This window comes from Streptomyces sp. DI166 (assembly GCF_900091315.1).
Classification (GTDB): Bacteria; Actinomycetota; Actinomycetes; order Streptomycetales; family Streptomycetaceae; genus Streptomyces; species Streptomyces fuscus.
The window spans coordinates 13,303-36,156 of the sequence record NZ_FLSP01000051.1; the positions used below are offsets into that span (position 1 = coordinate 13,303).

The 22,854-nt window shown below is 68.4% G+C and carries 19 protein-coding genes; 4 read left to right on the top strand and 15 right to left on the bottom strand.

The features are described 5' to 3' along the window. Positions 1–73 precede the first annotated feature (73 nt). From GA0115233_RS40690 to GA0115233_RS23690, 4 genes are all read left to right on the top strand, one after another. Positions 74–271, top strand: coding sequence for a hypothetical protein (locus GA0115233_RS40690; RefSeq protein WP_141689561.1), 198 nt, complete (start codon positions 74–76; stop codon positions 269–271). Positions 272–504: 233 nt separating this feature from the next. Continuing rightward, entirely contained in the window at positions 505–843 is a 339-nt protein-coding gene (locus tag GA0115233_RS23680; protein WP_141689562.1) for a hypothetical protein, read from the top strand. Between the two features lie 69 nt (positions 844–912). Beyond that, positions 913–1,260, top strand: coding sequence for a hypothetical protein (locus GA0115233_RS23685; RefSeq protein ID WP_093722291.1), 348 nt, complete (start codon positions 913–915; stop codon positions 1,258–1,260). Positions 1,261–1,400: 140 nt separating this feature from the next. Then, positions 1,401–2,114, top strand: coding sequence for an ABC transporter ATP-binding protein (locus GA0115233_RS23690; RefSeq protein WP_255310325.1), 714 nt, complete (start codon positions 1,401–1,403; stop codon positions 2,112–2,114). A gap of 2,009 nt (positions 2,115–4,123) precedes the next feature. Here GA0115233_RS23690 and GA0115233_RS23695 read toward each other — a convergent pair. From GA0115233_RS23695 to GA0115233_RS23765, 15 genes are all read right to left on the bottom strand, one after another. Beyond that, positions 4,124–6,889, bottom strand: coding sequence for a TniQ family protein (locus GA0115233_RS23695; RefSeq protein WP_093722293.1), 2,766 nt, complete (start codon positions 6,887–6,889; stop codon positions 4,124–4,126). Then, positions 6,886–8,022, bottom strand: a complete 1,137-nt coding sequence (locus GA0115233_RS23700) for an AAA family ATPase (protein WP_093722294.1) — start codon at positions 8,020–8,022, stop codon at positions 6,886–6,888. The genes GA0115233_RS23695 and GA0115233_RS23700 overlap by 4 nt, the downstream gene beginning before the upstream one ends. Further along, positions 8,019–10,199, bottom strand: a complete 2,181-nt coding sequence (locus tag GA0115233_RS23705; RefSeq protein ID WP_093722295.1) for a helix-turn-helix domain-containing protein — start codon at positions 10,197–10,199, stop codon at positions 8,019–8,021. The genes GA0115233_RS23700 and GA0115233_RS23705 overlap by 4 nt, the downstream gene beginning before the upstream one ends. After that, on the bottom strand, positions 10,196–10,900 hold the full coding sequence (locus GA0115233_RS23710) for a TnsA-like heteromeric transposase endonuclease subunit (protein ID WP_093722296.1): 705 nt from the start codon (positions 10,898–10,900) through the stop codon (positions 10,196–10,198). Before GA0115233_RS23710 ends, GA0115233_RS23705 begins: the two co-directional genes overlap by 4 nt. Positions 10,901–11,057: 157 nt before the next feature. Then, on the bottom strand, positions 11,058–12,998 hold the full coding sequence (locus GA0115233_RS23715) for an ATP-binding cassette domain-containing protein (RefSeq protein WP_093722297.1): 1,941 nt from the start codon (positions 12,996–12,998) through the stop codon (positions 11,058–11,060). Between the two features lie 386 nt (positions 12,999–13,384). Then, on the bottom strand, positions 13,385–14,389 hold the full coding sequence (locus tag GA0115233_RS23720) for a thiopeptide-type bacteriocin biosynthesis protein (RefSeq protein ID WP_093722298.1): 1,005 nt from the start codon (positions 14,387–14,389) through the stop codon (positions 13,385–13,387). Continuing rightward, on the bottom strand, positions 14,371–15,600 hold the full coding sequence (locus tag GA0115233_RS23725; protein ID WP_093722299.1) for a lanthionine synthetase C family protein: 1,230 nt from the start codon (positions 15,598–15,600) through the stop codon (positions 14,371–14,373). Before GA0115233_RS23725 ends, GA0115233_RS23720 begins: the two co-directional genes overlap by 19 nt. Continuing rightward, entirely contained in the window at positions 15,597–18,662 is a 3,066-nt protein-coding gene (locus GA0115233_RS23730; protein WP_093722300.1) for a lantibiotic dehydratase, read from the bottom strand. The genes GA0115233_RS23725 and GA0115233_RS23730 overlap by 4 nt, the downstream gene beginning before the upstream one ends. A gap of 108 nt (positions 18,663–18,770) precedes the next feature. Then, on the bottom strand, positions 18,771–18,968 hold the full coding sequence (gene fxlA / locus GA0115233_RS23735; protein ID WP_093722301.1) for an FxLD family lanthipeptide: 198 nt from the start codon (positions 18,966–18,968) through the stop codon (positions 18,771–18,773). Between the two features lie 56 nt (positions 18,969–19,024). Then, complete coding sequence (fxlM, locus tag GA0115233_RS23740; RefSeq protein ID WP_093722302.1) at positions 19,025–20,263, bottom strand: methyltransferase, FxLD system; 1,239 nt, start codon at positions 20,261–20,263, stop codon at positions 19,025–19,027. A 203-nt stretch (positions 20,264–20,466) separates the two neighbouring features. Further along, positions 20,467–20,871, bottom strand: a complete 405-nt coding sequence (locus GA0115233_RS23745; RefSeq protein ID WP_255310326.1) for a hypothetical protein — start codon at positions 20,869–20,871, stop codon at positions 20,467–20,469. A 257-nt stretch (positions 20,872–21,128) separates the two neighbouring features. Beyond that, complete coding sequence (locus tag GA0115233_RS41855) at positions 21,129–21,329, bottom strand: DUF5999 family protein (protein WP_093722303.1); 201 nt, start codon at positions 21,327–21,329, stop codon at positions 21,129–21,131. A 44-nt stretch (positions 21,330–21,373) separates the two neighbouring features. Then, positions 21,374–21,847, bottom strand: coding sequence for a DUF6302 family protein (locus tag GA0115233_RS23755; protein ID WP_255310327.1), 474 nt, complete (start codon positions 21,845–21,847; stop codon positions 21,374–21,376). Continuing rightward, complete coding sequence (locus GA0115233_RS23760) at positions 21,847–22,266, bottom strand: DUF6415 family natural product biosynthesis protein (protein ID WP_093722304.1); 420 nt, start codon at positions 22,264–22,266, stop codon at positions 21,847–21,849. The genes GA0115233_RS23755 and GA0115233_RS23760 overlap by 1 nt, the downstream gene beginning before the upstream one ends. Beyond that, positions 22,263–22,694 carry an ATP-binding protein gene (locus GA0115233_RS23765; RefSeq protein ID WP_255310328.1) on the bottom strand — a complete coding sequence of 144 codons (432 nt, stop codon included), beginning with the start codon at positions 22,692–22,694 and terminating at the stop codon, positions 22,263–22,265. The genes GA0115233_RS23760 and GA0115233_RS23765 overlap by 4 nt, the downstream gene beginning before the upstream one ends. Positions 22,695–22,854 lie beyond the last annotated feature (160 nt).

The following is a 22,854-nucleotide window of genomic DNA, read 5'->3' on the forward strand; positions in this document are numbered from 1 at the left end:
ATCGCGAGGACTTCGACCGCGTGAGCTAGTTCGGTGTATTGTCACTGGGCATCGCGGTAGGTTCGGAATTGATGTGGAGATCATCTCTCCTGACATCCCAGAACGCCTGGCGTTTATCGACCTCGTGCTGCTCGCCGAACCGGGAGAGCAGATCGATCCAGTGGATTTCCCTCCCGTGGGCAGCTCAATCGAGGCTGTGACGGTTGACATCATGCCTGATGGTGAACTGCGCCTTGATGCTACGCCTTCCGCGGTCCGCAGCTGTAAATAGGGTGAGTGGCAGCGGAGGAAGTTTAGTTGATGAGTGGCAAAAGTTTTAGGTGAAGTGCTGCTCGTCTTCCGTGCGGTCTATGCAGAGGACCTTCAGTCCGGTCACTTCACTGGAATTACTTGAAGGGAGATTCCGTGGTTCTTCCAGTTGGGTTGCCGAAGTACGGGGGGCGTCATGGCAAGGACTCGCATTAGGAATATGCTAATGGAATCGAAGGGGAGTGTGGATTAGTAATGATAAAAGTCAAGAGAACCGCTGTAATTGTGCTCGCGGTGGCAGCGTTTGCTGCGTCTGCCCCTGCATTCGCGTTCGATGCGTCGACCGACGGGGCGTATGCCTGGACCTCGAGCGACGATCATTATGCGAACATCAAGGACACGGCGAAGGACGGGCACCCGGTCAAGGCTCAGTACTACCGCTGGAACGATCCCGATTTGCTTCGGACTCTGTGGGAGAAGCGCGGTTACGGGTACAGCAATGCCAGCGGCTACGGGTCGTGGGTTCTCAAGATAAAGGCCTGCGAGTACATCAACAACTGGCCCGATGAGTGCAGCGCCTGGGATGACGACTGACGTCGACGAGTCGAATGGCGGATAGTCATTGTCGGGGACGGGGCGAAGGTTGACGAAGGGGAGGGTTTCATGGAAATGAAGAAGATGGCGGCAGCCGTGATTGCGGTGGCTGCACTCACGATGTCCACGCCGGCATTCGCCGGAGAGATCGACGCGGGGACGGACGGGGCCTATGCCTGGACGTCAGGCAGTGTTCGTCACTACGCGAACATCAAGGACAGGTCTGCGGACGGCCACCCGGTCAAGGCCCAGTACTCGTACCCGTACTTCAATGACGACGTCACGACTCTGTGGGAGAAGCGGGGCAACGGATACTCAAACAAGAGCGCCTATCACTCCAGTGAGATCTGGCGCATAAAGGCCTGCGAGTACATCAATAACTGGCCTGATGATTGCAGTGGCTGGGACACCGACTGATTCGGAACTGAAGATACGCGTATCCGGTAGACGTATAGCGATCTACCGGTGCATCGCATGAACCAGGAAGTGCGCTCCAGGAGGCGCGTGGTGAGTCAAAATCGCTACGCGCCTTCACGCTCAGAGGAAAGACGGCACGTGTGAGAGCGGGAACATTGAAATCGGCGGATTCAGCGGTGCTTGAGATATGTGATCTGCGGTACCGGGCGGGCGACCGTATCATCCTCGAATCTGTCGATCTGGTAGTGAACTCCGGGGAGTCGGTTGCGATTTCCGGGCCGAGCGGCAGCGGGAAGTCGACGTTGTTGATGTGCGTGCTGGGCCTGCTGAAGGCGGACGAGGGTTCGGTGCTGGTGCGCGGTGAGAGGATCGATCGCCTCTCCGGGCGACGGTTGCTGCGACACCGGCGGGAGTCGATCGGTGTGGTGTTTCAGTCCGGTGAGTTGCTTCCGGAGCTCGTGCCTGTGGAGAACGTCGCTGTCGCTGCCCTGCTTGCCGGGGTCGCGCGTGCCGAGGCATTTGCTCAAGCCGAGCAGTTGCTTGCTGACCTGAAAGTGCCGGCCGACGCGATGGACACGGGGGCCCTGTCCGGTGGTGAACGTCAACGTGTCGCTGTGGCTCGTGCGTTGATCAACAAGCCCGCTCTTCTCCTGGCCGACGAGCCCACAGGAGCGCTTGACTCGACTAGCCGTGAGACTGTTGCCGATCTGCTCTACAGCTTGCCGGACCGCTGGAACTGCGGACTCGTGGTCGTCACACACGACCATGCCGTGGCGTCGCGCGCTCAGCGTCGTCTCCTGCTTCAGGACGGACGCCTGACTCCTGCACCTGCAGAAGCGGGGGTTGCGCGGTGAAGCGCCGCTCCCTTGTGCTCCAGCTCCTTCAAGCGGGCCGGAAGACGATGCTCTCCGCTGAGGGCGGGCGCCTGCGATTCTGGGGAATCGGCCTGGCCACATGTCTGCTCGCCCTGGCCCTCAGCGGACTTGCCCTCGCGCACGCCACGTATGAGGGCCGGGAGATCCGGGGTGCTGCCCGGGCGCCGCAAATGCTCAGCGAATCGCAGCAGAGCGAGGCCGTGGCGCTGTGGTCCTGGGGGACCGATGACGTCGACGGGCGCCAGCACGCCGTGGTGTACATCGAACCCCTGACGTCAGACGCGCCGCTGCCTCCGGGGCTCACCCGCTGGCCCGAACCAGGTGAGGCTGTACTGTCTCCGGCTCTGCTGAAGGCAGGCGAGCGGGAAGGCATCCGGACTCGCTACGGCACGCTGGCCGGCACCATCGGCGTGGAAGGGCTAGAGGCGCCGGAGGAACGCTTCGCCTACATTCGGCCCCGCGCAAAGCTGCTGGACAAGCAGGACATGCACCCGGTCGCGGCCTTCGGGCTGCGGCGGGACGGCATCGCTTCGCTTGGTGAGAGCATGTCGATCCCCGACTTCTCGGTCTTCGGTGCGGGGCTGGCCGGGTTCACCCTGCTGCCTGCTGCTGGCCTTGTCGTGGCCGCCGTGCGTATCGGTTCGGCGGCCCGGGAGAAGAGGCTGGCACTCTTCGAAGCCCTGGGAGCTGGGATGGGCTCGCGGATGGTGTTCACGGTGGGTGAGGTAGTCGTCCCCGCGTTGCTCGGTCTCGCCGGAGCAGCGGTTGTCATCAGTCCTTCTCTTGTCACCGACATACCGTTTCCCTGGGTCGATTTCACCCTCAGCGTTCAAGACGCACGGCGTGCGGTGCCATGGCTGGCGGCTGCAGGTGTCGCTGCGTTCGTTGTGCTGGCGATGGCGGCCGTGCTGTTGCACCCTCGCCGTCTCGCAGAGGGCTCCACACGTCCCGCGTCGCGCGTTCAGCGTCAGCGCCCGTGGCTGCCCTGGCTCTTTCCGTTCGCCATGCTTTTCGCGGTGCGTGGATCAGAACTTGCCGGCGACGACCTGCGCCTGCCGGTCTACGCACTGGGTGTCGCGGGGGTGTTGACGACGCTTCCCTCGGTTGTTGCCGCTCTGACTGGCTGGTCCGGTGGGCAGGTCGCCCGCGTGGGCGGCAAGTTGGGGCGCCCGGGGATGCTGGTGGCGGGACGTAGGATGGCTGCTCAGACCAGGGTCACCGCGCGCTTCGTCGCCGCCGTGATCGTCATGATCGGACTCGCCGCCCAGGCTCAGCTCTGGACAGGATTGCTGGGCGAGAATGCAGTAAACGCCATGACTACACGGGACCGCATCGGCACCTCGCTGGTGACCATCTCCCCTTACTCCGAAGTCAGGGAGCGGATACGGGAGTTCACGGCTGCGCTTCCCTCCGATGCGGGTCTGCTGCTTGCACGGCAGACCACTCCGAGTGGAAACGGCGATGAAACCCTTGCGCTCACCGGTTCCTGCGTGGCTCTCAAGTCTATCGGCCTGTCTTGTGCCGGGGGCGGGCCCGCCATGGACGGGAAGCCTCGTGATGCGCGCATCGCTGAACTTCTCCGATGGACCGGGGGCGGGACAGATGGCCAAGTTGTCGCGCAGGAGGGCCGGGTGGACGGGGCCAAGCCGATGGCCGGTGAATCGCTGACTCTGCTCGCTGTCTCCCTATCGGGAGACGACATGTCGGTGCCCAGGCTGAAAGAGGCGGCACGCGCACACCTGGGAATGCGGGCCAGCGCGGAGACCTTGGGAAACAGCTGGCTCATGGGCGCCACGGATCTTGCGGCGTCCGGTGCATGGGTACGGCTGCTCGGGCTGATCGGCGCCTGTCTGACCGTACTGGCCATCGGCTTCACCGCTCTCGCTGAATTTCTGCGCTTCGGCCGGGAAGTGGCACCGCTGTCAGTTCTCGCCGGTGGCAATGGGATCTTCGGTTCCATTGCCGCTTGGACCTTGCTGGCGCCCACGCTAGTGGCGGCGGCCCTCGGGAGCGTGGTTTCCCTCTGGCTGACCGCTCCCATTACTGTCGGCGGCAGGCAACCTGTACCGGACAGTCTCTACCTCGTCCTCGCGGCAGGAGCGAGCATGAGCGCCGTGCTGCTCTGCCTGTGGGGCTGGCAATCCACGACCCGGCTGTCCGCTTCCTGGAGGCCGGTCGGAGACTGAGCTATGCAGTGAGGCATGAGGGCGAACTGGTCGGGGAGCGGTGCTGTCGTCGAGGAGGGAGAGGAGACGGGTGACTTCGTCGAGGAAGCGGCGTCCGTCTTCGGTGATGGTGAGGGGGCGGGAGCGTCCGGTGCCGATGATGGTGAAGCCTGCCGTCTCCTCGATTCGCTTCAGTTGGTAGTTGAGAGTGCCCCAGGTCACCCCGAGTTCGGCAGCGGCGTCTTGAAGAGTGCGGTGTCTGGAAGTCACCGTGAGGTGCCGTAGGCGCTGGATGCAGTTCTTCGTCCTGCTGACGGCGTGCATCGCGGGGGACAGATCGGTGCCGAGCGATGCAAAGGGGTTGGTGAACTGACCGGTGGGGTGTCGAGGGATGCCCCATTTGCGCATGAGCCGCATCATGTCGTTCTTGTGAACGCCGAGTTCGCGGGCGATGTCGGGTGAAGAGCGCCCCTTGTCGTGGTACTCCTTCTGCAGCCAGGTGCGAGAGACGGTCTTCTCAAGGTGGCCGACTGGGCGGCGTTGGCGGATCGGGATGCCCGCTTCGTCGAGTGCGCGCCGGACGGTACTGATGCTGCAACCTGCCAGCTCGGCGATGTGGTGTTGAAGTAACTGCTGTTCCTGGTAGAGCTGTTTGAGGCTCTGCGGGGCCAGGACTCCCTGTCGTGGTGTGCGTCGGCCCGGGGCCGGTGGCCGCTGCTGGACGGGGCGCGGTGCGGTGGTGCCGAAGGTCTCGACGGCAAGGAGGAGACGGGCGTCGTCCAGGCCGAGCAGGCGGGCGAGTTCGGCGGGCTCCGGTCCGCCGGCGGCATGCTGTGTGAGCCGGCGGCCGTTGATCGTCTCGGGGCCGGGCGGAAGGCTGGGATCCGTGACCCAGGCTGGTGGGGGTTCCCAGAAGACGGGTTCGTCGATGCCGTGGGCTTCTAGATTTGCGGCTGCCTGCTGGTGCAGGAGTTCGTGCAGGCCGGGATGGAGCCGGTAGTGGAAGGACACATGCCCAGCGGGTGTGCGCGAGGCGGCGCCGGGGTCGGCGCCGAGTAGCAGTCGTGCCAGCTGCCAGTACAGGCGCTGGATGCGGATGGGGGCATGGGATCGCCAGCCGTGGCGTCGGCAGAGCTCCTGGTAGGCGTTGTGATCGAAGGCGACGCTGTCCGGGCTGAAGAGTCTGCGACGGCGGGCATAGTCGATCGGGACGTGGTGGCTGTCCAGGGCCTTGGCCAACTCTGGCAGGACCGCGACCAGGGTCTCGGCTCCCGAGAGCGTCACCGCCGCGTCCAGTGCCCGGCGGTTGCTCTTGGGACTGGTGTTGCCCATGAGTGACGCTGCTGGCAGGTAGTCCCAGTTCGTGCCGGGCAGCAGCATCAGAGAGGCGCATGCCCGCCGGAACCCGGCGACGGGGGCGTCGGTCTTGACGGGCAGGAGGCGGAAGGCCCAGGACGGCCAGATCATGGCGGGCAGCTTCGACGCCCGGTCGCGTACGTCCTCGTCACTGCGGTCGGGCCAGGCCGGGGCGGGGGTGGCGGTGCCGTAGCGCAGGCGGGCGATGAAGGTGAGCTCGGAGTCGGCGGCCGAGAGCATGCGGTTGACCACGCGGGGCCCGGCGGGCAGCCACTCGGAGATCTTGCTGGTGGCGTAGTTGCTTCGGGGGACCCGCGGGCGGTGAGTGGACAGCAGCCAGGCGAAGACCTCGTCGCAGGCTGGATGACTGCGGTCGGTGGCGATCACGGCCACGGCGGTGCCGACGGCGGTGTTGTGGGCGTCGCTGGCCTCGTCGCGGACGGCCAGGGCGGGCAGAGTGCCGCCGCAGTCGTCCAGGATCGCGGTGACCACTGACGGAGCGGCGGGAAGTTCGTGGATGCCGCGCAGAGCCCGTCGGGCGAGAACGTAGAGTTCCTGTCCGCGGGTGCGGGCCTCCTCTGCCACCGATGCGTCCAGGATGTCGCGGCTGACGGCGAGTTGAGCGGCGATCACCATCCCATCGGGCCGCAGGACCGGGGCAGGGGACTGGGCAAGCGGGTATCCGCAGCGGATGGCACGTCCGGTTTCCGTCGCGTGCAGGCAGACGCCGGGAGACGACGGTCTGCTCCGTCCCCGGGTGCTGACCGGCGGAGGATGCCCGCAGGCCGGGCAGTAGTCACACAGCAGCAGCCCGTGGCGGACGCAGGCGAAGGACCACGGCAGCCGCCAGGACAGCGGCCACCGCCCGTGGTTGTCGGCCAGGCAGGCGGGACAGAACCGGCTGCGTGAGCCGTAGTGCCGCCAGGCCGGCGGCCTGCCCATGCTGCGATCGTCCGGGTCGATGGCCACGGTGACACCGTCGAACCGGTCGAGTGTCATCGCGGCCAACGCGTCGGGCGTCAGCCCGGTGCGTCGGGCGAGGGTGTCGCGTTCGGCGTTGGTCAGCCTGCGGACCATGAACCTCGGGTCCGTCCCGGACAGCCCGAGGAACCGGGTGAACTCTCCACCGCTGACGGCCAGCCGGCGAGCGTATGCCTCGATCCAGCTGTCGAGGGCTTCACCCTCGACGGGCGGCACCCAGAGAGGGATCCGCTCGTCCGTCCACCGCGTCATGCCGACTTCCTGCGGCGCTCAGCCGGGGACGCCGGGCGGGTGGTGAGCAGGCCGGCCTCGATCGCGGCTTCGAGTTCCTTGCGGGCTGCCTCCGCGGCGGCGTCGTTCTTCACCTGGTTCATCAGCTCCCCATCGAGGCGCTCGTGGCCGGAGCGGATCGCGCGCAGGCAGCCGCGGTTGATCAGCGCCATGAGGGAGGCGAAGTGCCCGGTGGAGCGTGCGTAGAGGTAGTCCGACAGGTCCCTGGCGAGCATCCCGGGGTACTTCTCGGCCAGGGCGAGTTTCTGCTCGATCGTCTTGAGCAGGGTGTGCCAGTGCCGGCGGCCTTCGTCGTCCTCGATCTGGAACGGTGGCAGTGTCAGCGGGGTGGTGCGGCGCCCGAACTGGGCCAGTTCGGTCTGCTTGCCGGAGAAGCCCTCGCGCAGGACACCACGCTGCTGGACACCGACGCCGACGTAGATCAGAGTGACGGGGAGGACGTTCGCCAGGTACTTCAACTGATTCGCCATGCGGATGGAGTTGGAGTTCGCCCCGGCGAGGAAGTGGATGTCGTCGATGACGATCGCGGCCGTCTTCATGGACAGCACGGCGTCCACAGCCCGCTCGGCCAGGGTGTCGGCGTTCCCGGACGTCGGCAGCCCGTAGAAGCGGCAGATCGCCGCGTTCAGCCCGCGGATCTGTGTGTTCCCGCTCAAGGCGATGTAGATGGCCGGGACCCGGCGGTCTCCGCTCGGTGTCGTCTCTCCGCGCAGGGCGACCTGCTTGCGGAAGAGCTTGCGTCCGTAGTCCCGCACCGCTGTGCTCTTGCCGAGTCCCGGGTAGGCGTCCACCAGGGCCGCGGGTTTGGTCTTGTCGCCGTCCTGCCGGTTCGACTCGACGATCTCGGCCAGGGCGTCGTGCAGTGCGAGGAGCTGGGGTGTGTCGATCGGGCCGATGTTGGCGTGCCAGACCTCCCGGTTGTCGTTGTGCACCAGCAGATCCCGCGGCGAGAGTTCTGCGAGCTGGGTCCGGGTGAACTGTGGGGGCTGGATGCGGTCCGGGCCGTTGACCTCCTGCAGCCAGCCCGGCAGCCGGGTGGGGGTGTACTGGCGGTCATCGCCCTCGAACGGCTCGATGCCGTCCGCCGTACTCAACGGCTGTCCCAGACGTCGGCGTAGTACTCATCCTCATCGACCAGGACAGCAGTTTCCTCGTCTGCCGGGACTGCCTCGCACTCCTCGTCCTCGTCGTCGTCCCCGCCCAGGTCCTCATCCGCAGACGCGACGACCTGCAAATCCGGTGCTGCCTCCTGGCCCGCTCCTGCTTCCGGCGAACTGAGCGCTGCCAGACGGCGCACGGAAGGAAGCTCGGCGATCGCGTCGGCTTCGGGGTCGTCTTCGCCGACCAGCCGCAGACGGTCCTGCGACAGTCGCACCGCCATGCGCCGCTCGGTCCGGTCCTCGGTCAGTCCGGCGCCCCAGCGTTCCAACAACTCGATCAGGGCGCGTTTGGTGTCCGGGAAACGATGCGTCCTGGCCGCGATCCGGCGCGCGTACTTCAACGCCTCCAGGCTGGCCGGCCCGTTCAATGCCGGGGCATGTTCCCAGTCCAGGGTGTGCCACAGATGTGGCTGCTTCGGATCCTGGAAGTAGATCTTCCTGATGTCGGCGCGGTCCACCGCGAGGGGCCACTTTCCGGCCTGTTCGCCGCGGTGCGGGCTGATCTGATTGCGGTAGTCGTCGAGCCCGTCCCCGTTGTAGCGGAGCCCGTTGATCTCCACCCCGTAGTGGTGGATGGGGCACCACTCCTCTTCCAGGAACTCGAACGCGAGGCCCGGCCTGGACGGGATACGTAAGGGGCCCGCCCGGTTCACACCGTGCTCGAACATCTCCAGCGGGCTCAGCTTCAGGCCCGGGACCTCCGGGACCGTCAGCCCCCTGTGGTGCCGCCTGTGATAGATCAAAGTGATCCACTCGCGGATGATCATTTCAAGCTCGTCCAGGAAGAAGTACGCCTCGTCCTCCACCTTCTCTCCCCGGCTGTGCACGTCCGGCCCCTTGTAGCCGGGGAGTGCCGCCAGCAGTCCCTGGTTCAACGTCTTGAACCACCGCTCCACCGGCTTGTCGGTCGGCGTATAAGGGCGAGCTGGCTGCAGGGAGATGTCGAGCTTCGCGCTGACGCTCGCGATGTGGTTCGAGACGTAGATCTTGCCGTGGTCGTAGATGATCGTCTCCGCCGCGACTGCGGGCAGCAGCGGCTGGCCGTGCGCGTCCACCAGCTTCTCCGCGTCGAACACCACCGTGGAAGGAACCCCGCAGTACGGAAGCGGCTCGCCCGTTCCGGCAGATGACACCTCCCGCGGTCGGATCGTCTCGAACAGGACACCGGCCACGTCGGTCGACTTCGTCGACACCGGCGTCAGACGTAACCCAGTGATCACCTTGCTGTAGAGGTCCATGGCGACGGTGAGTTCGCACTGCACCCACCGGCAGGTCACCGGCTCCATCGCGAAGACATCCAGGCTGTTGGTGTCCAGCACGATGTACTCACCCGGCCGCGTCGCCCGCAGCCTGCCGAAGACCCCCTGCGGACGGTTCGCGATGGACCGCTTCCCCTTCGTGCTGCCCTCGAACGCGTTGGTCCCCCGGCTGAGTTCCTTCAGCAGTGCGTAGCCGGTGGTCTGCTTCGGAACGCTCACCACATCGCGGCCGTACTTCTTGGCCACTCGTTCTTCGATCTCCATCAGCACCAGGCCACGGACAGGGCGGCTGGACTTCTCCAGGCCCCCGATCACCGTGCGTGCCATCTCCAGCCAGCGCGGATCCACCCGATCCAGCACGCTATGGGGCCGGCGCTTGCTCACCAGCCCGGCCGGCCCGTCCCTCTCGACCTTGGACACCCATCGGCGCACCGTCGCTGGGTCGACTCCGAGCTCGGCGGCCTTTGCTCGGTACCGGTGCATCAAAGGCATCCCTGGCGCATAGTCCGGCCGAGGCTCACCCTCCAAAGCCAGCTCGGAAGAACCCAGTTGATAGCCGAAGCGAACTTCCTGCACATGCCGGAACCGAACGGTGAGCGCATCGTCCTCCGCACTACTGAGACCGCCCAGCAACGCTGCGGCTGCCGGTTCCGCAGGCGAGGTCTCCACCAGGAACTCGGTAGAGGGGTGTGCCAGCAGCACCGACAGGTCGACCTGCCGCCACGCAGGGCGGCACTCCGCCGACATCTTCTGAAGGAGGATGCGGCGGCCCTCGATCTCCGCGATCGTGAACTGCTCGCCGTCATAGGTGAGCGGTAGACCTGTCCGAAGAGTCGTTGTCCAGGCGTTCACACCGACCTCCGCAGAACCCAGTCGCTACTCAGCGGACGGGACAAATCAGTGGTCAGCCGGCCAGACCACACCAGTGCCAAGAGCGGTGGCCGTGCCTCGTGGTCGGGACGCCCAGCTGCCAGCCGTCGCTCGGCGACACCGAGTCGGTCACCGTCCTGCACGCTTTCCCAAGCGCGTTCGATCTCGGCCTCCGGGACCACGCCCGGGCGACGGTAGGCCGCGAGGAACCGGACATTCTCCAGAACCACCCGGTCCGCTCCGGACCAGATCTCGTACTCCCAACCGTGCCGTTCGACCAGTTCACCCGGCCAGGCCAACGCCTCCGTGATCTTCGGATCCGTGAGCCGATCCGCAGGCTTGACGTTCACCACCCGCACCACTCCCGACTCCATGACCAGCAGGAAGTCCGGCACATGCCGACGCACCCGGTCGCCTACCCGGGCGGTCAGGTGGCACGGCTGGGCATAGATCCCACGCACGGCAGGATCCATGTCAGCCAGGAGAAGCCGTGCCAGCTCCAAGCGGCTCTCGTAGACCACGGGCCCGGCCATCGTCGCCGACGAGTACCGACCCGAGTAGTGCGACTGGCCGTGGACGGAGCGGAACCTCCGCCACGGAACCGACCATGTGAAATCCGCCAACCGCAGATCCTTGAACGGGACCTTCCGTACCGACGCGTCGTCGTAGCGGACTGACGCCATCGGCTGTTCGTACTTCCCACGTACCCGGGCTGGACTCGGAATGGCCATGGGCCGGAAGCTAGTTACCGTGCGGAGTCAGTGCGCACAGATCCTTGGAATTGCGCATTCGGTGCGCATCTCACGGGTACAGTGCGCACCGAATCGCGGAACCTACAGATCAGGGAGTGTCTCCGCTCATCCGGCGTTGCAGCTCCCACAGGGTGCGGAACAGCCCTGGTTGCTGGGTGAGTTGGGCGTAGGTGCCCTCCTGGACGATCCGCCCTTCGTTCAGCACTACGATCCGGTCGGCGACGGCGACGTTGGTGAGGCGGTGCGTGATCAGCAGGATGGCGCGGTCCTTGGCGAGTTCGCGCAGGCCGGCGAAGATCCGGTGCTCGGCACGTGCGTCGAGGGCGGCCGTCGGTTCGTCCATCACCAGCAGTGCCGCCTGCCGGTGGAACGCTCGGGTGAGGACCAGACGCTGCCATTGCCCGCCGGAAAGCTGCTGACCACCGAACCACTCGCTGGTCAGAAGGGTGTTGAGGCCCGAGCGGAGCCCGGGAAGCATCTCTGCGGCGCCGGACGCCTCGCAGGCATTGAGCAGGGCCGCGTCGCTGGTGTCGCCCTGCCCGAAGGTGATGTTGTCGCGCATCGTCAGCGGCAGGTAGGTGAACTTCTGCGGCACCAGCGCGACATGCTCCCACGACCGCCACGGGTCCAGGTCCGCGGTGGAGGCGTGGTCCCAGGCCACCTCGCCCTCGGTGGGCAGCAGCAGCCCGCACAGCAGGCGCGAGAGCGTCGTCTTGCCGGAGCCATTCTCCCCGACCAGCGCCACGATCTCCCCGCGCCGCACGTGCAGGGAGACGTTGCTCAGACTGTCCTTGGGGGCGCCGTCGTAACGGTAGGTGACGTCACGGACCTCGAAGCGCTCCGGGGCCGCGGCCACGAGCGCCTTGCCGCGGGAGTCGGTCATGGCCTGGCCGTGGGCGTTGTCGAGGAAGTTCTGCCAGTCCTGCACATACCAGCCGGTGCGCACCAGGCGGGCCCCGCCGTTGATGATGCCGCGCACCGAGCCGGTGGCGGTCTGGAGGGCGAAGACGGCGCCGCCGCCGGCCGCCAGGCTCATCCGGCCGGAGGCCAGGAGCCACAGCAGCGCCGCCCACACCGCGGCCGAGGCGATCCCGCCGGCCGCCGCTCCGGCCAGTCCCATCCAGGCACCGGTGTTGGCGGCCTCACGTTCGGCGGCGTTGACCGAGGCGGCCAGCCGCCGGTACCGGCCGATCAGGAAGGGGCCCGCCAGGCAGGCGCGCATCTCCTCGCTGGACTCCTGATAGGCCATGTGCCAGCGCAGCTTGCCCAGCATCCGGCGCCGCCCGGAGGTCTCCAGCCCGGCGAGATAGAGCACACGGGCGGAGCGCACGTACGCGGCGGCCTGCGGCAGGCAGGCGAGGAAGAGGAGGGGAAGGAGCACCGGGTGCAGGACGGTCAGGACGGTGGCGCCGGCCGCGAGCGTGGCGGTCGCCGCGAGGACGTCCTGCGCTTCCTCGACGAGGTCGGGAGTGACCTGGGCGCCGCGGTCGGCGATGTCGTAGGCGTCGTTGTAGCCGGGCTTGTTGTTGGCGGCCAGTTCTGCGCCGAGCGCGGCCTCGATCATCGTCAGCTCCGCGGCCCGGCCGAGCACCGGGCGCAGACGGCCGGTCAGCCAGATGACAGTGATGCCCAGCAGTGCGCGCAGGCCGGTGGCGGCGGCGATCACGGCCAGCTGCGGGGCGGCGTCCCGCAGCCGCTCGGTGATGTCGCCCGAGGAGATCAACGCGGTGATGGTGCCCGAGACGGCCAGCAGGCCGAGGGCGGCGAGGACGCCGGTTGCGATCTGGCATACCAGTAGGCCGATGGTCGCACCGCGGTCCACGCGCCAGGCCATCCGCACCGAGCGCCGCACGAGCGAGGGCAGCCGGCGCGCCATGGTGCGGGAGGTCAGCTGGGAGCCGGCCTGGAGCCTCGACTCGTCGCGGTAGAGGTATTCCTCTTCTCGAACACCGGCTTCCTGCGGTTCGTCGTCCGGCGCGGTCCCGTTGGGGGGTTGCGGCGGCTGGTCCTGCGTAATGGCCGAGGTCATCGTTCCCCCTAGGACGGTCGCTGCGGATGAGTCGTGAGGTCTAACGACACGGCTGCGATATCGAACACACGTCATTCGGTCGTGCTGGCAAGCCCGCTATTTCTGCGTCCGTAGACCCGGCGGGCGCCCGATCCCTGGTCTGGCTTGGAGCGGCTGCGGGCAGGGAATGGCCGAAACGCCGACACCGCCATACCGAGTGGGCAGAACGCGGGGCACCGCAGGGGGCGTCACCTCCTAACCGGGAGCCCAGTGAGGTGGTTGATGCGCTCCGCGAAGGGGAGCGCGGGCGCCTTGGTGCGGGCGGAACAGGGGGATGTGGCCGGCTATCGCGGGGATCATCGGTTCAGCCCTTGCGTGCCCAGTCGACGACCAGCCGTGCAGCCGATCTATGTCCCGCTGTCCCGGTGGAGGATCGCCGCCCTGGCTGCCCAGGCCAAGATGCTCTGGCTTCGCAGAGAGAGGCCGAGCCGGTTCCAGTGGAAGATCACGTGGTAGCTGAGCACTTGCCGCAGTCCGCGGTCCAGCGTCCCGACCTGTACGGCACGGCGGAGTTCTTGCCCTGTGCCGCGGAAGGCGCCGACCCACTCGGCGACGGGCTCCAGCAGTCCGCCGGGGCGCAGCAGTACGTCGCTGTCGGCGAAGAGCAGGGGCCGGATCTCCTGGGCGCGGGCGTCGAGCCGGTCTGCTGGGACGTCGCTGACGGCCGAGCGGTGCTCTTGGGTGATGACTCGGTGCCAGACGTCCCCCTGCTCGCACCACTCCAGGCCGGCAGCGCGCATCATGATCGTGCAGAGGAGAACCGACAGCTCGCGCGGTCCCACGGCCAGGTCCGTGCGCTGCCTGAGTTGCGGCGCCTCTCGGCTGTCGGTGACGAACAGGGCGTGCGCGGCCGTCATACTGGCCGCGCCCCCGAACGCTGCGGTCTCAGGCTCGTAGACCCCGGGCCACCAGCGCACGAGGTGCCCGTCGGCCACCAGCCGGTGCAAGCCGAGTCGGTCCAGGCCCTCCGCGGCGCCGAGCTTGGCGCCGATCTCCGGCCGGACGCGGAGACGCAGGCGCCAGCAGGGATGCTTCCTGGTGTACCACCAGCCGCCGATGAGGCCGGCGGTCTCCGCCTCCAGCAGAAGGGGCAGGACGTGCGCGGTGAAGGTCTCGTCGGCTTTCGTCCAGTCGGTGAAGTGGAGGTACACCTGCCACCAGTCGACCGTGGAGGCGTACCGGGCCAGGGCCTCCCGGCCGGCCTGGTCGTAGACCGCTACGGCGTCGGACAGGACCACCGGTTCCATCCCGTACTGGGCTGCGATCTCGGGGATCGGCAGTCCGGTCAGGGCGGCGGCGACCGCGCGCTGGATCGGGCCTGGCTCCGCCTGGATCAGTTGATCAGGAGACATGCGTCCCATCCGGTGATCGGGGCCTGCTGTGAGGCGTGGGTGGTCAGGGCGAGCGCGGTGCCCGAGTCACCGTTGATCAGGCCGGGCCCGGAGAGGCCGGGCTGGGTGTTTGCCGCGAGGGTGTCGCCAAGGGCCTTGGGGAGGGTCTGGAGGCGGGGGTCGAGAGCGTCGGCGGCGGCGCGGGTGGCGGTCTGGTAGATGCCTGCCCAGCCGTGGCACAGGCCGGAGTCGGTGACGTGCGCGAGCTGTTCGGGGTCGGTCAGGGCGCAGTACAGGGCGTTCTCGTAGAACGCTTGGACGTCGGGGGCGCGCAGGGCGAGCCCGGCGAGTTGCCCGGCCCGTGCGATGCCCGTGGTTCCGTAGCACCAGCTCGGCCGGGTGGGAGCGTCGTGGTGGGGGCGCCCGTGGTCGAGGTCGCGGCGCGAGATGTGCTCGGGCCACCAGGGACCGGAGGCACTGATCTGGCACCAGGCGTCGAGGTGTTCGCAGATGCTCCAGATGGCTTCGCGGTGGCCGCTGACGGTGATGCCGCGGCGCATGGCCTGGGCCAGCAGGAGGAGCGGGCCGGTGATGCCGTGGGCGGCACCGAAGTTGCCGTGGCCGCCAGGGAATTGGGGGGACTCGCCGCGGGCGGGGTCGTGGCGGACCCACCAGCCGGGCAGGCCGCGGCCGTTGGGGGCGAGGGGACGGGTGAGGGCGACGAGGTACTTCAGGACTCGTTGCAGGGGGAGCCCTTCGGGGTCGGTCCGTAGGAGGTACGCCCCGATGCCGGTGAGGCCGTAGAACAGGTCGTACTCGGCGAACGTGGGCAGGTCGCCCTTGCGGATGCGGGTGAGTGCCGCGTCCACGCGGCGGTGGGTCAGGTCGATGATGTGCTGGTGCAGGGTCCGCCGCGCCGGTTCGTACAGGTGCTGGAAGGACGGCGGGACGGTGGTGAGGACGAAGCCGAGGGCCGGAGCGCCGAGGAACAGCCCAGCGGTGTCGGCCGCGCTGATGTGCCCGGCTGCCGCGGCGGTGATCCACCGGTGGGCAGGGCGCCATGAGCCGCCGTGACGGCTGACCGTCTCGATGTGCAGCAGGCTGATTCCGGCGGCGCCGTCGGCGAGGGACTGCACCGCCCACGGCTCGTCTGGAGGCGGGGGAGCGGGGTGTGCGAGGTGGGCGGTGTACTGCTCCAGGATCGCCGCGGTGGTCGCGGCCGGCGCGGTCATCGCGCCGCCATTCGGTGCTGGAGGGCCGCGGTCCGTACGAGCCGGATCGTGGTCTCCTCGGCTCGCGGGTCGACGCCCAGGGCCCGGACGTGGTGCTGGTGCAGCAGCGACCGGGCTACGTCGAGCGGATCACGCTGGCCGGCCAAGGCGTCCCGGTAGGCGTCCACGGCGACGGCGCGGGCCCGCCACGCTTCGGCAACCGCCTGGCCGCCGGGGAGGGCCGCGAGCACGGAGGCGCCGTTCGGCGCGGCGAGTTCGAGCACCTGGGTACGCAGGGCCCGGTTCAGCCGCCCCGTGCCCTGGGGAAGGGCGCGCACCAGCCACTCCTCGGCCACCGCGGTGTCCGGCGCCAGCGGGGTGACGAGGTGCAGGGCGCTGGCCGCGGCGAGGGCCTGCGGGGCGAGGGCGCCGGTGCGTTCGGTGAGCTGGATCTGCGCGAGGGCGGCGGCGGAGTCCGCGGCGAACACCTGGTGCGCGGCGTCCATGGCCGGCCCGTGGCCGAAGCGCCCGGTCTGCGGCTGGTAGGGAGCCAGGACGAGCCCGGCCGCCAGACCGGTCCCGTGCAGCGTGTCCGCCCACCTGCGGACGTGCTGGGCGGCGGCCCCGTATGCGTCCGGCGGCAGGTGCAGCGTGAGGTCGAGGTGCTGGTCGGCGTCGGGGCGGGCCATCTCCCGGTGCCGGGTGAACCACCACAGTGGCGGGGTGTCGCCGAACGCGGTGAGGAGGCCGGGCAGGTGGCGGCTCAGGATCTCGTCGTAGCGGCGCGGGTGGGCGTGGAGCTGAGCGAGCAGGACATCGCCCGCGCCCGGAAGATGCCGCCTGGGGGCCGCCGACGTTGCGGGGCGCGGCCGGGGCACAACGGTGGTGTCCGGTTGTGACCGGCCCAGGGAGAGCCAGATCTCGTGGGCCCGGCCGATCCAGCCGTGGGCGTCTGCGTCTGGGACCTCGCGCAGCTCCAGGCGCCGGGCGTTGTCGAGGTGGGCGCGCAGCACCCGGCGGTGAACCGGGTGGGACAGGTCGACCGGGAGGCGCTGGTCGTACTCGATGACGGCGACCTGCATCGGGACCCGCAGTCGGTCCCGCCATGCGGCGAAGGCGTTCTCCCACTCCTCGGTCGAGGTTTTGCGGCCGGGTAGGTCGTCGGCCATCAGCAGCCATCGGGCCTGCGTGAGGATGGTGCGTCGGTAGCGCACCCGGGGGAGGAACGGAAGCCGGGAGCCGGCGCCGAAGTCGAACGGCTTGTAAGCGGCGAACCGTCCGTTGGCGACTTCGGCGAGGAACCGGGCCAGGGGTGGGGTCTGCGTTCCGCCTTCGAGGGCGTGCAGGACCCGCACGTCGATGCGCCGGCCGGTGGAGAGCTGCACGAGGTGGAAGCTGCGCGGGTCCGCGGTGACGGCGATGTCGTCGAGCGGGATCGTCGCCTCGTCCGGTTCCTGGTGGCTGGACAGTTCGATGATGTGCGGCAGCAGCCGCGGTGTACGGGTGACGTTCTCGTTGCGGTGGCGGCGCGGCGGGAACACGAGTTGCGCGGTGAGGTCGTCCGGCGTCCCGTGGTAGGTGGCGGCGAGCGCGTCCTGATGCTCGGGTGGCAGGACGTGGGCGAACCGGCCGGCCATGCTGCTGCCGGGCCGGGGGACCGCGGTGAGGAGGAGGTCGAAGGTGCCGCTGGACAGTGCCCGCGTGCTGGGGGAGTGGACCTCGAAGGCGACCTCCACCCGGGGCACGAACAGCCGCTCGTCCTTTCCGGCCGCCTTCTCCAAGGCGTCGACCATGTCGTCCGTCAGCCGCAGTTCACGGCCGCCGTCCAGGAGGACCTGTTGCATCAGCGCGAGCAGCAGTTCGTCGCGGTCGGTGCGTACCTTCAGGGCGGCGCCGCGTTCGGAGCCGACGTATCCGGCGGGCAGGCCGAGGCCGCTGTCGGCGACCAGGTCCATCACCGGTACCAGGGCGCCGACGCCGTACCGGGCCCGGAAGCGGCGGTGGTAGTCGCGCCAGTGCTGGTAGCCGTAGGGCTGCGGGGTGGTCCGGTAGAGCGCCGACACGGCTACCTGCGCTTCCGCGATCACAGCCTGCGGGATCTGGGTCTCGCAGTCGAGGGCGGTGTCAATGAGCAGCGGTGTCGGGGTGACGGGGGTGAGGGCGCGCATCCGCGCGCCGACGGCGCTCACGTTGGTGTCGGAGAGGGTCGGTTGGTGGGCGGACAGGTCGTCGCGCAGGGCGTACAGCGCGTGGACCAGGTCCCGCACCTCGGGGACGCTGTCCGCCTGGAGCCGGTCCAGTTCGCGGCACAGGTGCTGGAAGGCGTCCACGGTGGCCATGGGCGCCCACAGGCTGGTGATGAGGAACTGCTGCTCGACCAGGCTGGTGAGAAGGGCTTCGATCTTCTCCGGTGTGGCCTGCGGAAAGCGGTCGTGCAGGTGGCTGTGGAGGTCGCCGTAGGGGACGGGGGTACGGGCCGCGTCCATGGCGGCGGCCACCGGGCGGGCGTTGCGGACGGATATCTCGACCGGGGCCAGGAGGACGGCGTGGCCGTCGGAGGGCGGGCCCGGCGCCACGAGCCGGTCACCACGGGCACGGGCGGCGTTGTTGGCGACGACCGGTAACCGCTTCAGCAACGCGGGGGTGCGCTGGAACCGGAGGACCATGTCGGTGACCCATTCGGCGTCCGGCCGGATCACCGCGCGGTGCTTGTCGCGCCACCGCGCGCTCGCCCGGGGACCAACGGACACCGGGGCGGTGCCGGCGAACAGGCCGAGCGGGGTCGGCCGGTGCTGCCACCGTAGAAGGTAGGAGGCCGTCGACAGCGCGGTACGGCGGACGTGACGGGGTTCGGTCTGCCGACCCTGGACGACGGCCTCGATGGCGTCGGACAGCACAGGCGCGGCCAGCTCCAGCGCGCTGCGGAAATCCTCGCGCTGCCAGATGCGGTTCAGCCATCCGCGAGTGACGGCCATGTTGTCCAGGTCGAGGGAACGGGGGATGCCTGCCGGCCCGGGGCTGGTGGTGGCGCGCAGCATCGCAACGCCTTGCCACAGGTATCCGGCGGCTGCTCGGGAAGCCATGAGGCCCTTCCATGAGGCGGCGTGGGCGGGGAAAGGGGGCCTGTGGGCCGGGCGAAGCGCTTCGCCCGGCCCACAGGTGATGGGTCGGCCTTGATCAGGCCGGGTGGATCAGGCCGGGTCCTCGGTGAAGGAACCGCAGGCGGAGGCACCGGTCGCGCAGGTGGTGCCGCAGCCGTCGCCCGTGGAGCACATGAGGTGGCCGTACGAGTGCTCGGCGATGACAACCTTCACGTCCAGGGGCGCGAAGTCGTCGTCCAGGTCCGCCGCGGGCGCGACCGCGGGTGGGGCGAGAGTGGCGCTCGTCATGTTGTGCCCTTCTTCTCTTCTAGTTGGGGTGGTGCGGGATGGCCTGGCTCCCGGCGTTACGCCGAGGGCCAGGAGAGCGAGACCCGGCTGTGCACCTTGTCGATGACCCGGTCGGCCGGGATCTGCTCGTCGGGGGTGCTGGCCGGGTAGACCCGGATGACCGGGCTGGGGCCGCCGCGCCGGTTGGCCTCCCAGTCGCGGAGGACGCCGGCGATCTTGTCGGCGAACTGCTCCGCGTGCGGGCCGAGGGCGTGCACGCCGTACTCCAGGTGCTTGTTGTCCTCGGTGCGGCGGGTGACGAGGTAGGCGAAGGTGTCGTCCTCGACGGCCGCGAGCGCGAACCGCTTGTTCACGGGGGCGACCAGGCCCGTGTCCGAGTTCTCATCGACGGCCATCGTGCAGAAGCCCGGCAGGCTGATCGCCATCGCCATCTGGAGGGTGTCGATGAGTTCCTGGATGCGCACGGTGACGCCGGTCCACAGCTCGTGGCGCGGGAACGTGACGGCGTTGTCGAGCCGGTGCGGGTCTGCCGGCAGGCCGTCATCGAACTTGAGCCCGATCTCCGGGGTGCCGTTGACGAGGAGGAGTTCTTCCCGATGGGCGTTCGCGCCCTGCATCGGGACGAAGCCGCAGATCTTCGCCGACTCGCTCTCCAGGTGGGAGCCGTGCTCGCCCTCGACCTGGATGAAGGAGATCGACCGGGTCAGGCCGCGCATCCGCAGCGGCACCACGAGCCGGCCGCCGGATTTGAGCTGCGCGGTCCAGGCCGGGGAGATGTCCCAGGCCCCAGCGGTCACCATCACGACGTCGACCTCATCGAGGTCCGGGATGGGCTCGGCGGCGTCAACGGTGACGACGCGCACCCGGCCGTACCCGTGGTCGTCCAGGAGCCGTCGCGCGCGGTCGGTTACCTCGGGGTCGATGTCGACGGTCACGACTTCACCGTCCTCACCGACGAGTTCGGCGAGATAGGCCGCGTTCAGCCCGCCCGAGCCGATCTCCAGGACCCGCATCCCGGGCTTCACCTGTGCCTGCTCCAGCATCATGGCCTGGATCTGCGGCGCGGAGACGGAGCTGATCTGCACACCGTGCTCGTCCGTCTTGGTGATCACGGCGGCGTACGTGTCGTACGCCTTGTCCAGCGGCGTGTCGGCGGGGGTGAACTCGTGCCGGGGCACCTTGCGCATCACCGCTTCGATCTCCGAGGAGGAGATGTTGCCGTCCGCGCACAGCTCATCCACCACCTTGTTCCGCAGGCGGGTCGCCTCGTCGGGCTCCACGGTCGTGTTCGTCATGGACTTCCTTCGGTCGCTCTTGTTCAGGGGAGTAGGTCGGCATCGCGTGCCGGTGGGCCGGGAGGCTATCGGCGAACGCTCTCCGTTCTTGCCGGACCGCCGGAGGATGACGGTTTCTGGCTGGATGGCGCGCGAGGGCTCGGCGCCGGTGGTAAGCCGCTCGGCGGTCCTGTCGGTACCACTCAGGACCGCCGAGCGGCCGTCTAGGCGGCGGGCACAAGATCGTTCAGATTGACGACCTCGCAGTCCCGCAGCTCGCGCAGGAGTTGGCTCGCCAGGAACCAGCCCAACTGAGGGTGCCCGTACGCCACTGGCGCGTCGTCGTCCTCGACAGGAAGCGGCTCCAGCCCAGTGGCGGTGAGGCGGTACCTGGTGCCGATGACACCCCAGGGCGCCGTCGCCCGCGCGCGGAAGGCGACGTGCCCCTTGCGCAGGTGCGGGCACAGGTCTATGGCCGGCCGCAGATGCTCCAGGCACACCGGCGGCTGGGCCGTCGTCACCGGCTCGCCAGCACGGTGGGACGCGCCTTCCGCCGCCCCGGCGAGGAAGATGTACCCCTGATCGGTCTCGGCCGGGCAGAAGCCGACCTGGCACCGAAGCTGCTCCATCGCCTCCCGCTGCCGGATGGGATTGACCAAGCGCCACTGTGGCTTGCCCGTCGGCTTCCCAACAGCGTTCAACGACTGGGAGCATCGCGCCCACAGCTCACCGTGCGGCCCACGGTCAGCGGGGGTCTCCTCGTGGTAGGCGAGACGCACGGCGCCGAAGGCGTTCATGCTAAGCGTGAGCTCCGACTCCAACCCGCCGTATTCGCCCTCCCGCTGCGTGATGTACGGGATGAGCCGGGGTGCTGCACTGGTCCGCTTCACGCGGCTGCCCTCGCCGTGTTGAGGGACCGGAGCGGGGCGACGATCCGGCCGTCGGGAAGGAGTTTCCCAATGTCCGCGAAGAGAACTCCGTTGCACAGCAGACTCCTCCAGCCCTGTCCAGGCCGGTGCGCGAGGGATCGCGCGGCCTCCCTGTCGGGAGCCTCAGCCGTGGGGCACGGCGGGTTGTGCGCACACATGGTGCTCGTCCTCTCAGGTGGGAAGTTGGGCCCTCTTCGGCGAGCTACGGTGCCGTGGGGGAACACGGTTCGGGCACGGCCGAAGAGGGAGCGTGGTGGTGGCGCCCTATGAAGGCGGCAATAGCTGCTTCGCTGTAGCCGTAGAAGCGGCCAAGGGTGGTGGCGTCGCGGTCGCCCCAGAGAGTCGGTGGTCTCTCGCCCCACTCGACTACGAAGCAGGTGTCCGGGTAGGGCGACCACCGCACGCGTAGGTCGGGGAAGCCGGAATGCTCAAGGAGGAGGTCACGGACCTTGAGCCCGAAGCAGAGGCACGACACCAGGTAGTACCCGCCTCGCCGCGTTCCCCCGACGGGGACCGCGAGGAACGGCATGCGCAGGGTGCGCACGGCGACGCTCTTCTCCAAGAGCCAGGCGTCGGTGAGCCGTTGCTGGTAGTGCTCGAAGTCGTATGCGTCTCGGGGGAGGGCTATCGCCGTGGCGGTCAGGGCCGGATGCCGGACGGAGCTGGGGCAGTACATCACTCCGCCCCCCTGATGTACCGGGCTTCGATCAATTCTTCGACCAGGTCGGAGGTCACGAAGGCCAGGCGGCGAGCGAGACCGACGGCCTGCTGGTAGTCGGTCGGCGTGCGCTCATCCCGGAGGGGGCGACCTCGCTCAACGAGCTGGACCATCTCCGCAGTAGGCGGGTACCGGCCGTCCGCGACGGCGATGTCGCTGAGCTGCTTCAGATGGCCGCGGAGGCGATCGACCAGGGCGCCAGTCGTCGCGACGGGCGGTGGCTGGTTGCCGATTGCCATGTCCAGATCGTCGAAGACGTCCTCGACATCGAGTGGCTTCCAGTCCCTGACCCGCTCCAGGACCGTCCTCAAGCTGTCTGCGTCGAGTGGCGGAGTCCACTTCCCGACTGGCCGCTGCGGAGCCACTGCGGTGCTCACTTGCTGCTCCGCGCCTGGGCTGCGATGAGAGCCCAGGTCACCTTGCCCCAGCGGTGCGTGTCGTAGCCCCACCGCAAGCTCAGCGTGGCCACCAGGCGCAGGCCCCTGCCGGATTCGCCCTCATCATCGGGCGTCTTTACCTGCGGGGCAGTGTGCGATTGGTCAGAGACCCCGATGCGAATGAAGCGATCACCCTGGCGCTCGATGGTGACCTCCGCGAGAGGCGTCTCGGTGTGCTCGACGACGTTCGCCAGCAGCTCCGAAACGATGACCTCGCCGTCGTCAGCCAAGTCTCCGTCTACTCCCCAAGCGTTCAGCACGCTGGAGACGAGGGCGCGGGCGCGCCCTACGGATTCGGGGATGCACGGCAACTCGAGGGTGCAATCGGAAGCACCGGTCACCTTGGACCTTGCGACGGCCATGGTCATGGGGTCGATCCCTCCGACATAGCCCCCGGGCGAGAGTGGTCACCAGTACGGAGCCGGAGACCTGCACGGCCGGCTAATGCTTCTCTGGCCGAAGAGGTGACGCTCGGCGCTGTCGCCGTACCCATTGACTCCTCCTCGTCGCGAACCGAGCACTTAGCGT